Consider the following 13,122-nt stretch of genomic DNA (forward strand, 5'->3'; position numbering starts at 1 on the left):
GAATGCGACAACTTTCGCTCCTCGGCCCCGGCGAGTTACGGCTGGATCCTGCTGCCCCTGAGCCCCTTGCCGCAGGCGAGCATATCCGTCTGAAGGTACACTACTGTGCCATCTGTCGAACCGATGCCAAGATGTGGCAACAGGGACACCGTGATCTCGCCCTGCCCCGGGTGCCGGGGCACGAACTGGTCGGCATGGATGAGGCCGGCAGCAACTGGTATGCCCTCTGGCCGGGCCAGGTCTGCGGAGAGTGCTGGTACTGCCGTAATCAGCGGGAAAACCTCTGCGACCGGATGCGGATTACCGGATTTCACCGTGATGGCGGTTTTGCTGACTATCTGGTCGTTCCCCGCTCCAGCCTGCTGCCCCTGCCGCCCACAGAGCGGCCCTATCTCTTTTGCTTTGCCGAACCTCTGGGTTGTGTCTTCAACGCCTTTTCTGCCCTTTCCCTGGGCCAGGGCAGGAAGATCATCATCTACGGCGGTGGCGTTCTCGGGCTTCTGGCCGCCCTGGTTGCCGCCGCAGAGGGAGCAGAGGCGGTGGTGGTTGAGCAGAGTGCTGAAAAAATCGCCAAGGCAGAGCCGCTGCTGGCCGACACCCCCATCTCCATCTGTAAAGAGACGGTGGAGAGTGATTTTGATTGCGCCATCAACTGCTGCGACAGTGTTGCCGCCTTCAGCCTCTGCCTCAGCAAGCTGCGCAAGGGCGGACAGCTGGCCTATTTTTCAGGTGTCCGTAAAGACGATGAGCTCAACTTCAACCTCCTGAACCTGATCCACTACAGGGAACTGGAGGTCTTTGGTTCCTACGGGCCCAAGAGAGCAGACCTTGCCAGGGCCGTCGATTTCTGCGCCGCCCATCAGGGGCAACTCAGCCAGCTGGTTGAGGCCCTGGTCCCCCCTGAGCAGGCGCCCGAGCTGATGGCTGGGGTGCTGAGCAGCACACCTTTCAAGTATATTATTGATTTCAGCCAGGCAGCATCCCCGGACAGGGGGGTTGGACCAGTCGCCGTCAAGGGCGCGCCTGCCCGTGCAGGGAGCAAGACCCTGCCTCCCCTGCTGCAGGACCTGGTCAAAGAGATCCACCCTGTTGACCAAGAGCTGCGAACCGCGGCCCAGAGAAAGATCGATCTCAAGACCAAGCCACTCGGCGCCCTGGGAAAAATCGAAGACTTGGCAGTCTCCCTCAGTGTGATCCAGGGCTCCCTGCAGCCAGTGGTCAGCGCTAAAAAGATATTGGTCTTTGCCGGGGATCACGGTGTGGCAGAGGAGGGGGTCTCTGCCTATCCTGCCAAGGTGACCCTGCAGATGGTGGAGAACTTCCTTGCCGGGGGTGCCGCCATCAATGTCTTCTGTGGTCATTACGGGATCGAGCTGGCAGTGGTGGACATGGGGGTGAAGGGTGAACTCGCTCCCCACCCGCTGCTGGTGGAAAAGAAGGTGGCCAGGGGGACAAAAAACTTTGCCCTGGAGCGGGCGATGAGCCCTGAAGAGGCCCTGCGCTCCATCGAGTATGGCGCCCAGGTGGTGGGCCGGAGTGGGGATGGGGCCCGGAGCGAACTGCTCGGCCTGGGTGAAATGGGAATCGCTAACTCCTCTGCGGCCACGGCGGTGATCAGCGCAGTTACCGGCATCGATCCGGCTGAACTCACCGGCAGGGGGACCGGAATCGACAACCAGGGCTTGAAACGCAAGGTTGAGGCCGTACGCAAGGGGCTGGCCTATCACCGGCCAGACCCCTCCGATGGCCTGGATATCCTCTCCAAGGTAGGCGGATACGAACTTGGCGGTATCTGTGGGGCGGTGCTGGCAGCGGCAGGCAACGGCTCCTGCCTGGTCCTGGATGGCCTCATCTCAACGGCAGCCGGCCTGCTTGCCTACCTGCTCTGTCCGGAGATTGCAGGCTACCTGGTTTCCGCTCACAGATCCGTTGAACCAGGCCAGCAGGCAGCCCTTGAGTTCATGGGGCTGGAGCCGGTGGTGGACCTGGAGATGCGCCTGGGAGAAGGAACCGGGGCCGCCATCACCATCCATCTGCTCGAACTTGCCGCAGGGGTCATGTGCGAGATGGCCTCGTTTTCCGAGGCAGGGATCGCGGAGCCCTGCCAATCATCGCCCTCGTCTCGGCTCCAATCACCCTTATCAAAAAGATAAACTGCTGGTAAACGGAGTACACCTGGCCAGCGGTCAAGGGCTGCAGGATCGGGCTCGAGGCCCTGGACAGGATAATCCTCTTTAATAACAAGGGGAAACCGTTTCTCTCCACAGACTGATCTGGTCAAATCAAGTCGGCTTTTTTTCCAAGCCGCTTTTCCCACAACACACTGTGCATACAGAGCAGTCTCTCCGACCCCATAGAATCCCCAGGCCCCATACCGAACACAACTTCCCGGAAACAGGGCATCAAGATTACCAGGGCGGCACTGAAGAGGAGCCACCTCTCAGTACCCTTGCGCCTCTCCCCTCTCCCCTCTCCCCTCTCCCCCTGTCGCAAAACAGGAACGACAATTGCACAACCCACGGTATACATTAACTCTATTCAGGGTCGTAATAGGGTAATCCGGAATCGAACCTGCAATGCAGGTCGCTCAACATTAACTGCACAAAAGGAAGAGTGGCATGAGAAAAGCACTACGAACCATTCTGGTAAGTTCTACGGCTGTAGTTCTGGCGACATCGGCAGCTCAGGCCTTACCTGTTGAGCTCGTCACCAACGGCGAGTTCGAATCTTTTGACTTTTCAAGTAGTTGGACAGCTTCTGCCGACAGCCTCGTCCCTGGATGGTCAACCACGTCCGACAGGGTTGAACTCTGGAATCAAGGAAAAATAGCATCCCCGGCCATTGGTAGCGACGGTGCTGGTACAGGCAGGCATCATGAGATAGCATACAACAGCGACACCGAGATAACTATCCAGAAATTCGACATCTTAAGTCATGGAACCATTGATTTCAGCTTTGATACCTGGAAGCGAAGCGCCCAAGGAATCAGCTATTCTTTAACCGGCAGCCTCTCCGGTATGCTTGCCGGAGGCAACCACTACTATAGCACCAATGCATGGGAAGCAATTGTCCATAACGACCTTTCAGTATTGGCGGGTGAAACCATAACCATCAGTTTCAAGAGTATCGGCGGCGGGAGCTGCGGTGCTCATATCGATGATGTTTCAGCACGTTACAACTCAACACCAGTTCCTGAACCAAGCACAACGCTCCTCTTCGGTCTGGGAATTATCGGCTTGACAGGTGTAGTCAGAAAAAAGAAATTTTAAATCCAGCGAGTGCTGTTCAAACGGCGTCCGGCATCCCTGCCGGTCGCCGCTCACCTCCGCTCAAGACAGGTATCGGCAAGCTCATGTTCCGTTCCTCATTTTCGGACCTGAAAAGCGGCAACCGGCGAGCCATTATATCTACAGGGTAGCTTGAAAAATTAGATTTTTCGATCAAGGTCAAGGCGCGCGATAAATTTTACCGCAGGCATATATCTAATATTCCGAGGATAAAATTTTGAGCGCAACGCCGAGATTGGAAGAAGAAGCAATTTTTCAAGGTGGCCTACAATTATTCCCGACCATTCCCCGTAGGTCAGCACTTTCCGGCAGAGAACTTCTTACCAATTACCAATTACCAATTACCAATTTGAACAGAGGGATGAAAGGCTTATCCTGATGAAAAAACAGGTAGAGATGGAAAAGGCGATCGCCATCAACCATCAACATATATTACCGACAAGGTCTAGTACCTTAACAGCTTGGGAGGGGAGCGACTCCTTGACAAACGCCTTTTAAGGGATGCCCTTTTTCTGCTTGGATTTCGACTAGCATTACAAGCGCAGCAAGGGCAAGAATACAGCTGCCGGAGCCGATAAGAGTGTTTTCAGCATACCCACTATTCTTCCCTCGAATGGTGGGACCAGATCGCCCCGGATGGCAGGAGGCATGGAACGCTCTCCCTGAGTATGTGCCTGTTGCACCACCTTCAGCACCACCTTCAGCACCACCTTCAGCACCACCGGATCGGGATAGTTCATGACCTGCATCGCTCATTTTCCCGCCATATAATGGCTGCCTGAAACGAGACAGGGACGAACAGCTACTCCATGCGCCAGGTACTACTGTACTCTCCAACATCTGGAACCTCGGCAAGGAAGGTGAGGGACAGCTCGTTTCCTGAACAGGTTCCATCCCCCTCTTTCCAAGATCTGCCCCCCTCCGGATCTTTGGATCAGCTCTGTCAGGCGACATCAGCCCAATCGCCATCAAGACGGCTCCCCTGAGCCTCCCCGCCGTGCCACCGCCGACTCTCCACATTTCTTCCATACTCCTTGCACACCTGGATGCTATGCTGCTTTTCAACAGAGGCGACGATCCTGCTGTTGCACACCAGGGGGTGGCCCCTACTGGTCCTAGAGAAGGGGGCAAAAAACCTTGAATCGTATGGAGGGGAAGTTCAATGAGAGGACAACAATGGATCAAGACAGCAGTACTCACCATATTCTTACCGATAGCTATGGTGCCCAGGGCGAGTCAGGCCATACCTCTGCAACCATGGTCCCAAAGAAACCTCAGCCCCCCTCCCCTGCAGCAGCTCATGGCTGATGTCAGCCCAGAGGGGCGCAGGAAAATCGAAGCCATTTATCATGACTATGAACATCGAATTGCGGCATTCCAGAAATACCTCACCAAGGTGCAAAAGGACTTCAAAAAACATCTCAGAGAAGACTCTGATGAAGAGATCATCCGTAAGGCTTTTAACCCCATCGCCGCGGCCATGGAGGATTTAGCTGTTCACCAAATCATGATGATCCAGGAAATCAAACGGGTAATATCCAGCCAGCTGAAAGCAGGCAGAGAAGAGCAACAAGCACTGCTCTCCAGGAATGGTACGGACGATCCTCATCGCCCACCGCTACGCTCTGCAACACAGAGCCAAGAGAGGGGGAGATAAGTTACCATCTCGCAGCGCTGTCTCTGTCGCTCTGGACCTCTGCCCACCATGCTGTTCATCGTTACCTGCAAAGACGACAACCTCCCTGGGCTGCCGCAGGGCCCGGCTCACAACCGGCTGGAATAGATCCTCCCGCCCATCTCGAAGGTGGAGCGTATCTCCCTATGAAAGATAGTGTTCAGCGGACCAGAGGTAGCCTGCTCCTGCTCCAGCCATGCACCCCTCCCTGCAGGTTATAGATGCGCTTAAAGCCCCTATCGATCAATATCTTGGCAGCAACAGTGCTTCTGTTTCCGCTGGCACAGTAGATCAGGATGTTATCCCCCTGAAAGGCGGATAGTTCCCGGTACCGCTGTTGAAGCTGCTGTAGCGGTATATGGATGGAATTTTCCAGATGCCCCCCGAGATACTCCTTGCGGCTGCGAACATCCAGGATGAGCGGGTCAAGATTGGCAATAAGCTGCCCAGCCTCTTCAGCGCTCAGGACCTGGTACTGCGGCCGGTCATACTCGATGACCCTGAGCTGACCGCTCAGCAGACCTAAGGTAAAGGGGTAGATGCCGACCTTTTTCATCTTAAAAAACGGTGCCGACCGGTAATCGGACGGCACCTTCTGTTCAATGGCAAGGGCAGGAACGGAGAGCAGGGCCGCCTGCCCGTTCTGTTCAAGCTGAAACTTGATATAGTCGCCACGGTAAACGGTGAAGGTAAGCTGATCTGCCCTCCCGGGAATGGTGAGGACTCGGTAGCCTTGGCGAACCGCTCCCGAGACCTCGCCTAGCTTCGGCTCGGCAGCAGAGCTGCTCAGGGCAGCCGGCAAAGAGAGCATGAGCAACAGGAGCGGCAGGGCCAGGTGTAAGAATTTTTTTTTCATCTTTTTACTCCCTGTGTAAGGTTGGGATCAGCACGCTCCGGCTGACTATTATCGATCCGAGCCCTGTGCTTCAGGAGCTGCACTCTTTTCCCGGAACAAGCAGTCGCGCATCCTGCACAAATGAAAACAACAGCCAGAACTACGCCTTGAACTAAATACTGTTAATGAGTATGAATAGAAAATTACAATTCCTACACCCACCGCTCCTCCACCCTCAATGAGGATGAAGCCATGCACTATGTGATCAACAGAGAGCTCAAACCGGGCTGTGCCGTCATCACCCTGGAACTTCAAGGATTCGGTACGGTCAAGGTGGGCAACCTGGTCATCTCTGACCACCAACTTGCCCAGGCCTACCAGCAAGCCCTGGAAGGCTATGCCAGCCCGTCCCAGGGATACCCCCAGTACTATGCTGCCGAAAAACTCGTCAAGAAGTTCGGTGGGGAGATCGTCAGGATGGAGATCGGCGATGAGGCCTGGGCCTAGAGTCGCGAGCCGAGCAGCTGCTCGGCTTTGCACAAAACCGCCGCTCTTGATCCGAAGGTGAGCAGCTGCGGGAAGCAGTGAAGGCTCAGCTAAACGGCTGGGCATTTAGGCTCCTCGACGCTTCATGTGAATTTCAGCAAACTGTTCACCGCCGAGGCCAGCAGATATATCATAACTTCTCGTCTTGCCAAGAGCCCCGAGCTCGCCTTGTTTTCCTGAAAAATACCATTGAGTACTTCTATCCGGCGGCCACTCCATGGGACGCCACAGTAACCATATTCTATTGTGGAGGGGGGACGCTTGTCAAGTGTGCTCAGGAGAGAGGGTGCGATGAGCGGCCTGGTTCTCTGGGCAGAGCAGAGCTTGTCTGCAGGGGAAAATAGGAGTGCGCTGGCTGCAACAGCACGCTTACCAGCGGTCCCTGAGGGCGCGGAGGGCGGCAAAGACCAGCTCTGCTCCATGTTCCCCTGGTTCCAGGGCGCCTGCGGCGATGAGCAGAGGGCTCAGGTCCTGGCCATGGGCGCAGCGGAGGAATAAATTGAGTTCCAGTTCCTGGGCCAGGGTGGTGGGCTGCCAGCCTCTGCCCAGATCACGGGCCGTGCGCAGCTGGCTCAGTTGCCGGCCAATGGCCTGGTTGTCCGGCTCCAGGGCCAGGCCAAACTCCAGGTTGGTCTGAGCATAGTCGTGGCCGGGATAGAGGCGGGTGGATGCGCTGAAGCTCCGGCTGATCCGCTGGAGGGAGTGATACATCTCGCTGGCCGTGCCCTCGAAGAGACGGCCGCAGCCGGCTGTAAAGAGGGTGTCGCCGGTAAAGAGGGCCCCTGCAAAGCGGTAGAGACAGCTGCCCCTGGTGTGGCCGGGGCTGTGATGGATCTGCCCCCTGAGCCTGCCCACCCGGAGCGTATCCCCATCGGCCAGGGGCGTGGTCATCCCCGGGATCCGGTTTCGATCTGCCGGATGACCATAGACCAAAAGTCCCGGAAAATCGGCCAGCAGTTCCTCCAGGCCGTCGATGTGATCCCGGTGGTGATGGCTGCAGCAGACCCCGCGCAGCTTGAGTCCCTGCTCTCCCACCGCCCGGATGAGCGGATAGTATTCCCCGGGATCCACCAGCAGACACTCCCGGCTCTCCGGACAGATGATCAGGTAGGCCAGGTTATCAAAAAGACAGCCGACGGTGCACACCAGAGGCTCCGGAAAACGGCCCTGGTCGGTGCTGTTGCTATGGGATAGCACAACTCTCCTCCTGGAGATCAAATCGGCAGGCCTGGCCTACTCCTGAGAACGGCTCAGGAACTCTGGGGAAACCGGCCTTGGTAGGCAATGGCAGAGGAGCCGATCTCCTCACGGGACTTTCCCAGGGCGGCAAAGGTTCCCATCTCCTCGATCATCTTCAAGGAGGCCTCGATGATGTTAAAGGCCAGGGCACAGCCGGTACCCTCACCCAAGCGCATGTTCATATCCAGCATGGGCTCCAGGCCGGTGATCTCCTTCAACAACTTGGCCCCGGGCTCAAAGGAGATGTGGGAGGGGATCATATAGTCGATCACCTCGGGCTTAAGCTGGAGGGCGGCCAGGGCAGCCACATTGGAGATCAGGCCATCGGTGACCACCGGCACCCGTCGGGCCGCACAGGCCAGGTAGGTACCCACCATCCCGGCGATATCCAGGCTGCCCACCTTGGAGAGCACATCCAGGGGATCGTCCCGGTCCGGCTTATGGAGATGGACTGCGTCCTGGACCACCTGCTTCTTCTGGGCAAAGGCCTGGTCGGTCAGGCCGGCCCCGCGCCCCACCACCCGATCGAGGTTGGCGCCGGTAAAGGCGTAGAGCACCGCGCTGGATGCGGTGGTGTTGCCGATGCCGATCTCGCCGGTGCCGATCAGGTCATAGCCCTGGTCAATGGTCTGGTTGGTGACCTCGATGCCGGTTTCAATGGCCTGGATGGCCTGGTCGCGTTCCATGGCCGGTTCCTTGAGGAAGTTGGCCGTACCGTAGCGGATCTTGCGGTTGATCACCCGGGGCAGATCCACATCCACCTGGATGCCGATATCCACGGCCACGATCTCGGCACCCGCATGGTTGGCCAGGAAATTGATCCCCATCCTGCCGGAGGTGACAAAGTCGGCGCCTATCTTGGTCACATCCTGGGGATACATTGCGATCCCCTCGGCATAGACCCCGTTATCGGCCATCATGACGATGATCGCCTTCTTGTTGATACGATTATGAACCTGACCGGTGATCCCAGCGACCTGGCGGGCGATATCCTCCAGCTTGCCCAGGCTGCCCGGCGGCTTGAGGCAGTAGTCGATCTCCTTCTGGGCCCGGGCCATGACCTCCCGGTCAGTGGCCTGGATCCGGCCGATGGTTTCCTCTAAGAGCTGCATATCTTCCCCTTCCCTATCTATAGTTGAATCGGACCAGGATCGGCATCCCAGCCAGGAACTCGATCTCGGTCAGGGTGGCGTTATCCACCTTGAACTTCCAGTAGCCTGCTGAGACCGACTCGGAAAAGTAGTGGGCCAGCAGAGAACGGATACAGCCACCATGGGAGACCACGGCCAGCTGCTTGCCCGGGTTGGCAGCAACCAGTTCGTTGGTAAAGGAGACCACCCGCTGGGTAAAGCCGGCAAAGGTCTCTGCCCCGGGGATCTTGGTCTGATCCCAGTTGGTCAGCCACATCTGCCAGGCCTCGGGATAGTTCTGTTCGATCTCGGTGAAGTGGAGCCCCTCCCACTCACCAAAGTGGTACTCCTGGAGGCAGGAGTCGGTGATGATGGGCTGCTCCCGGCCAAATACCAGGGTGGCCGTCTCGGTGGCGCGCTGCAGGGGGCTGGAAAAGATGGTGTCCACCTCCAGGGCATTGACCCGTTCGCTGAGATAGCGGGCCTGCTGCCGGCCATGATCGTTAAGGGGGGTATCGGTACTGCCCATCAGCACCCCGGTCCGGTTCTGCTCGGTCTGGCCGTGACGGATGAGGTAGAGTCTGGTTGCGCTCATATCAGATGTTTCCATGCGAAGAGAAAGAGGAGAAAGGTTATCATTTCGGTGAGTTCAATGGTGGCCCCGATGGTGTCGCCGGTGATTCCGCCGATGCGGTGGTGGAGATAACGGCCAAAGCCCACGGCCACGATGATGGTGGCACCGTGACCCAACAGGGTCAGGAGGAGGACGAGCTGCCAGCCGAGCCCCGCTGCCAGGAGCAGCATCAGGACCAGAACCAGAGACATCAGGGTGGCTGGCAGGGCCTGGGAGAGGCCGACACGGCTGACAAAGGCGCCCATCCCTGACTGCTCACGGGCATAGCCGACAAAGGCCGCATGCCAGGTGGTGGAGGTCCGCCCCAGCACCGGTGCTGCCAACAGGGCTGCCAGGGCACCGCCCAGGGGCAGGCTGTTCAGGGCCACCAGCTTGATCAGGATGGTCATGACCACGGCCACCACCCCGTTGGTCCCCAGAGTGGAATCGCGCATGATCTCCAGGACCCGCTCCCTGGGACGATAGCAGAACAGACCATCGGCCGTGTCGCCGATCCCGTCCAGATGGAGACCACCGGTGACCGTGATCAGCACCACCAGGGCCAGAAGGGTCGCAAGCCCGTGACCAAAGAGGGGCTCGGCCAGTGAGAGCATCAAGGCCGCCGGCAGGCCCACCAGCAAGCCGACCAGCGGCATCCAGCGCATCCCGGCCACAAAATGCTCCGCCGTGAACTCGATCTCCAGCGGGATGGGGTAGCGGGTCAGAAACTGAATCATCAGCACCAGGCTAGACATGACCGCCAGCCCCCTTGATCTGGACCGGGATACCGGAAACCACCAGAAAGACCTGCTCTGCAGCGGCTGCCATCCGTTGATTGACCCGGCCGGCACAGTCTCTGAAACAGCGGGAAAGGGGCGACTCCGGAACAATGCCCAGGCCGACCTCATTGCTCACAACGATCAGGCGACCGGGAAAGGAGGAGAGCGCGGCAAGCAGGGCCTCAATCTCTGCCAGTACCTGGGCCTCGGCCCGGGCCATCTGTTCAGGGCCTGGATCGCTCCAGTCCACAGCCGGAGTGGCCAGGAGAATATTGGTGGTCAAGACCGTAAGGCAGTCCAGGAGCAGACCATCGTAGCCCTGACCATGATCAGCCACCACCCGAGAGGGCGCAAGGGGCTCCTCAAAGGTGTGCCAGCTGTCCGGACGCTGACGCCGGTGCCTGGCGATCCGGTCCTCCATCTCGGCGTCAAAGGGCTTGGCCGTGGCAAGATAGGCGATCCGCTCACAGTGCAGCGCCAGGTGTTGTTCGGCAAAACCGGACTTGCCGCTGCGGGCTCCGCCGGTGATCAAGGTTAATCTCCCCATAGCTCTTTCCACCTGTCCATCTCCCTGAAACAGGGAGCAGAGGTTTACACTCTTGCAGTATCGGCCGCGAACCTGTCCAGGCCGCCCTGCAGGGGAGACCCAGACAGCAATTTTCCGCCTGGACTATAGCAAATAGGGGGCAAAAAAAAAGGAGCAATATCAGGACAGAGCAAAAAAATGCTGTCACTACAATGATATTACTCCTAAAAACAATCAGCCGACCAGGGTAAAGCCCTTGGCCGTGATGGCTGCCTTGACCGTTTCCGGATCCACCTCACCGCTGTAGCGGACCTCTCCCTGGGCAAGATCCACCTCGACCTGCTCCACGCCGGCCAGGGCCTCCAGGGCCTTGGTCACCGTGGCCACGCAGTGCTGACAGTTCATTCCCTGTACCTTAAGCCTTGTCATTTCAACCTCCCTGATAATAGCATCTATTCGCGCATCTGATGGTGTACTGTTTACTCGCCCCCTGCCTGGATCAGGAACAGAGCTGCTGCTGAATCTTTTCGATCACCCCGGTGGTGGAGCGATCATAGCTAAAGGCGATCCGCTCGATCCTGCCGCCGGCGGCCTTGACCTCCGGCCCACCCACGATCTGATCCTCGGCCCAGTCCGCGCCCTTGACCAGGATATCGGGCAGCAGGGTGGTGATCAACTGGAGCGGGGTAGGCTCTGCAAAGAGCACCACATAGTCCACGCAACCCAGGGCCGCCAAGACCCTGGCCCGGTCCTCCTCCCGGTTCACCGGGCGGGAGGGCCCCTTGATCTCCCGGATGGAGCGGTCACTGTTGAGCCCCACCACCAGACAGTCTCCACAGGCACGGGCCTGCTCCAGGTAATGGACATGCCCGGCATGGAGGATATCAAAGCAGCCGTTGGTAAAGGCCACCCGGCTGCCCTGACGACGCAGGGCCTTCAAGTCCTGCTCCACCTGGGCAAGGGAACGGACCTTGGCCTGGTCCTGCCGCTGCCAGGGGCGCTCTCCGGGGGGACAGAAACGACGGCGCACGCGCTGCTGCCGCTCCCTGCTCAGCGCTGCCGCAACGAGCTGGGGCCCGCTGCCCCCCTCATCGAGGATGGTGCCGTCCGGGGCCACGATCATCGAATGGCCGGCCAGCTCCAGCTCACCGCTGGGGCCGCAGCCATTGGCGGCGATCACATAGAGCTGATTTTCCACCGCCCTGGCCTGGACCAGGATACGCCAGTGATCCAGCCTGAAGCCGGGCCACTGGGCAGAGACGATCAGGATCTCTGCCCCGGCCGCGGCCTGCTCCCGGGCCTGTTCAGGGAAGCGGAGGTCATGACAGACCAGCCCCCCCAACCGCCCCAGAGGAGTCTCCAGGGGGGTCGCCTGGAGACCTGGCTGATAATGGCGGTCCTCCTGCCAGGCGGCAAAGAGGTGCTGCTTGGCAAACCTGCCCACCAGCCCCTCCGGTCCCACCACCACCAGGTTGTTGTGGGGACGGCCGCCCGGTTCCATGACCTCACCCAGGGAGCCGGCCAGGTAGAGCTGCCGCTCCCGGGCGATCCGCTCAAGCGCGGCCAGGATGCGCGGAGCCTGCCGGGCAGCGGCCAGGGTCTGGGGATAGTCAAAACCGGTGGCCCAGAGCTCAGGAAGGACCAGCAGGGTATGGGGGGCCGGGGCAGCGGCCTCGAGCTGCCGCTCCAGGCTGCGGAGATTCTCTTCCAGCTGACCGGGACGGATGGCAAGCTGGACACAGGCAGCGGCCGGAAAGAGTTGAGCAGCCATCAGCACGCCTCCCCGGCAAGGGCTGCTTCGGCCAACCGGGCCACGCTCACCTCTTCCAGCTGCTGGTGATGATAGCGGTTAAAGCGAAACCGATCCTCCTGCAGGGCCTCCAGCTGGGAGCGGCAGCCTTCCAGGCCGAGAATGCCCACAGCCCAGGCGGCCAGGCCGCGGACCTCGCCGTCTTCGGAGTCGAGGAAGGACAGAAAGTCCTGCCCCTCTACCTGTCCTGCCAGCAGCCGGGGGTATGCTTCGGCCAGACGGGCGATCCCCCAGAGCAGGCCGCGCTGGAGCATGCTGTGCTCCAGAAAGTTGCCGTCCTGCCAGGGCTCGTCCCCGTCTTCCCGCATATAGGAAAGCAGCATATGGGCATACTCCCCGGCCAACTCAGGCTGACAACACATCACCTCGGCCATGGCCTCGGGCGCGCCCCAGCCGATACCGCCGGACTCGTCGTTGAGGCTCCAGAGCAGGCGCCGCATCACCACCCGGGCCTCCTCCATATCGCCTGCCGCCAGCCGGGCCACGCTGATCCCCATGGCAGTGATCGCCTGCCAGCGCAGCCGGGGCGATTCACGGCAGAGCAGGCCGAACAGGGCATTGATCACCTCCTTGGCAGGATAGGCTGCCAAGCGGGCCGTGATGGTCGCGAGATCCTCCTCTGCGCAGAGCCGAAGGACCTCCTCCTTGAGCCACCGACGGTTTGTTTTACCGCGCTCCATCG

The 13,122-nt window shown here is 59.3% G+C and carries 14 protein-coding genes; 4 read left to right on the plus strand and 10 right to left on the minus strand.

What is annotated here, in order from left to right; all coding sequences use genetic code 11:
- Window positions 1–2 precede the first annotated feature (2 nt).
- Window positions 3–2,153 carry a nicotinate-nucleotide--dimethylbenzimidazole phosphoribosyltransferase gene (gene cobT / locus G494_RS25080; RefSeq protein WP_051305354.1) on the plus strand — a complete coding sequence of 717 codons (2,151 nt, stop codon included), beginning with the start codon at window positions 3–5 and terminating at the stop codon, window positions 2,151–2,153.
- Between the two features lie 465 nt (window positions 2,154–2,618).
- Window positions 2,619–3,269, plus strand: a complete 651-nt coding sequence (locus G494_RS0103830) for a PEP-CTERM sorting domain-containing protein (protein ID WP_028583472.1) — start codon at window positions 2,619–2,621, stop codon at window positions 3,267–3,269.
- 551 nt (window positions 3,270–3,820) lie between these two features.
- Here G494_RS0103830 and G494_RS0103835 read toward each other — a convergent pair.
- Window positions 3,821–4,027, minus strand: a complete 207-nt coding sequence (locus tag G494_RS0103835) for a hypothetical protein (protein WP_153305751.1) — start codon at window positions 4,025–4,027, stop codon at window positions 3,821–3,823.
- Between the two features lie 560 nt (window positions 4,028–4,587).
- Here G494_RS0103835 and G494_RS0103840 point away from each other — a divergent pair.
- The gene (locus G494_RS0103840; protein WP_153305752.1) at window positions 4,588–4,944 is read left to right on the plus strand and encodes a hypothetical protein; all 357 of its coding nucleotides are present in this window, start codon (window positions 4,588–4,590) and stop codon (window positions 4,942–4,944) included.
- A 178-nt stretch (window positions 4,945–5,122) separates the two neighbouring features.
- Here the strand turns inward: G494_RS0103840 and G494_RS25085 are convergent, their stop codons facing one another.
- On the minus strand, window positions 5,123–5,818 hold the full coding sequence (locus G494_RS25085) for a rhodanese-like domain-containing protein (RefSeq protein WP_051305355.1): 696 nt from the start codon (window positions 5,816–5,818) through the stop codon (window positions 5,123–5,125).
- Window positions 5,819–6,049: 231 nt separating this feature from the next.
- Between G494_RS25085 and G494_RS0103850 the strand changes: the two genes are divergently transcribed.
- Window positions 6,050–6,304: a hypothetical protein gene (locus tag G494_RS0103850; RefSeq protein WP_028583476.1), complete on the plus strand. Its 255-nt coding sequence runs from the start codon at window positions 6,050–6,052 to the stop codon at window positions 6,302–6,304.
- A gap of 408 nt (window positions 6,305–6,712) precedes the next feature.
- On the opposite strand, the gene gloB is transcribed toward G494_RS0103850, so the two are convergent.
- From gloB to G494_RS21790, 8 genes are all read right to left on the minus strand, one after another.
- A complete protein-coding gene (gloB, locus tag G494_RS0103855) occupies window positions 6,713–7,540 on the minus strand; it encodes a hydroxyacylglutathione hydrolase (protein ID WP_051305356.1) in 828 nt (275 codons plus the stop codon).
- A gap of 53 nt (window positions 7,541–7,593) precedes the next feature.
- Complete coding sequence (gene cobT, locus G494_RS0103860; RefSeq protein WP_028583478.1) at window positions 7,594–8,694, minus strand: nicotinate-nucleotide--dimethylbenzimidazole phosphoribosyltransferase; 1,101 nt, start codon at window positions 8,692–8,694, stop codon at window positions 7,594–7,596.
- Between the two features lie 13 nt (window positions 8,695–8,707).
- The gene (gene cobC, locus G494_RS21775) at window positions 8,708–9,307 is read right to left on the minus strand and encodes an alpha-ribazole phosphatase (RefSeq protein WP_051305357.1); all 600 of its coding nucleotides are present in this window, start codon (window positions 9,305–9,307) and stop codon (window positions 8,708–8,710) included.
- Window positions 9,304–10,080, minus strand: a complete 777-nt coding sequence (gene cobS / locus G494_RS0103870) for an adenosylcobinamide-GDP ribazoletransferase (RefSeq protein ID WP_028583479.1) — start codon at window positions 10,078–10,080, stop codon at window positions 9,304–9,306. Before cobS ends, cobC begins: the two co-directional genes overlap by 4 nt.
- On the minus strand, window positions 10,073–10,651 hold the full coding sequence (gene cobU, locus G494_RS0103875) for a bifunctional adenosylcobinamide kinase/adenosylcobinamide-phosphate guanylyltransferase (RefSeq protein ID WP_028583480.1): 579 nt from the start codon (window positions 10,649–10,651) through the stop codon (window positions 10,073–10,075). Before cobU ends, cobS begins: the two co-directional genes overlap by 8 nt.
- 213 nt (window positions 10,652–10,864) lie before the next feature.
- The gene (locus G494_RS0103880) at window positions 10,865–11,059 is read right to left on the minus strand and encodes a heavy-metal-associated domain-containing protein (protein ID WP_028583481.1); all 195 of its coding nucleotides are present in this window, start codon (window positions 11,057–11,059) and stop codon (window positions 10,865–10,867) included.
- A 70-nt stretch (window positions 11,060–11,129) separates the two neighbouring features.
- Window positions 11,130–12,401, minus strand: coding sequence for a D-glycero-beta-D-manno-heptose 1-phosphate adenylyltransferase (gene rfaE2 / locus G494_RS27540; protein WP_232362475.1), 1,272 nt, complete (start codon window positions 12,399–12,401; stop codon window positions 11,130–11,132).
- Complete coding sequence (locus tag G494_RS21790) at window positions 12,401–13,120, minus strand: DVU0298 family protein (RefSeq protein WP_051305358.1); 720 nt, start codon at window positions 13,118–13,120, stop codon at window positions 12,401–12,403. The genes rfaE2 and G494_RS21790 overlap by 1 nt, the downstream gene beginning before the upstream one ends.
- Window positions 13,121–13,122: the final 2 nt, after the last annotated feature.

The organism is Desulfogranum mediterraneum DSM 13871, assembly GCF_000429965.1.
GTDB lineage: Bacteria > Desulfobacterota > Desulfobulbia > Desulfobulbales > Desulfobulbaceae > Desulfogranum > Desulfogranum mediterraneum.

What these genes read in the sequence shown, in the direction of transcription:
- cobT (WP_051305354.1), top strand. Translation starts at nt 3, where the DNA reads ATGCGACAACTTTCGCTCCTCGGCCCCGGCGAGTTACGGCTGGATCCT.
- G494_RS0103830 (WP_028583472.1), top strand. Translation starts at nt 2,619, where the DNA reads ATGAGAAAAGCACTACGAACCATTCTGGTAAGTTCTACGGCTGTAGTT.
- G494_RS0103835 (WP_153305751.1), bottom strand. Translation starts at nt 4,027, where the DNA reads ATGAACTATCCCGATCCGGTGGTGCTGAAGGTGGTGCTGAAGGTGGTG.
- G494_RS0103840 (WP_153305752.1), top strand. Translation starts at nt 4,588, where the DNA reads ATGGCTGATGTCAGCCCAGAGGGGCGCAGGAAAATCGAAGCCATTTAT.
- G494_RS25085 (WP_051305355.1), bottom strand. Translation starts at nt 5,818, where the DNA reads ATGAAAAAAAAATTCTTACACCTGGCCCTGCCGCTCCTGTTGCTCATG.
- G494_RS0103850 (WP_028583476.1), top strand. Translation starts at nt 6,050, where the DNA reads ATGCACTATGTGATCAACAGAGAGCTCAAACCGGGCTGTGCCGTCATC.
- cobT (WP_028583478.1), bottom strand. Translation starts at nt 8,694, where the DNA reads ATGCAGCTCTTAGAGGAAACCATCGGCCGGATCCAGGCCACTGACCGG.
- cobC (WP_051305357.1), bottom strand. Translation starts at nt 9,307, where the DNA reads ATGAGCGCAACCAGACTCTACCTCATCCGTCACGGCCAGACCGAGCAG.
- cobS (WP_028583479.1), bottom strand. Translation starts at nt 10,080, where the DNA reads ATGTCTAGCCTGGTGCTGATGATTCAGTTTCTGACCCGCTACCCCATC.
- cobU (WP_028583480.1), bottom strand. Translation starts at nt 10,651, where the DNA reads ATGGGGAGATTAACCTTGATCACCGGCGGAGCCCGCAGCGGCAAGTCC.
- G494_RS0103880 (WP_028583481.1), bottom strand. Translation starts at nt 11,059, where the DNA reads ATGACAAGGCTTAAGGTACAGGGAATGAACTGTCAGCACTGCGTGGCC.
- rfaE2 (WP_232362475.1), bottom strand. Translation starts at nt 12,401, where the DNA reads ATGGCTGCTCAACTCTTTCCGGCCGCTGCCTGTGTCCAGCTTGCCATC.
- G494_RS21790 (WP_051305358.1), bottom strand. Translation starts at nt 13,120, where the DNA reads ATGGAGCGCGGTAAAACAAACCGTCGGTGGCTCAAGGAGGAGGTCCTT.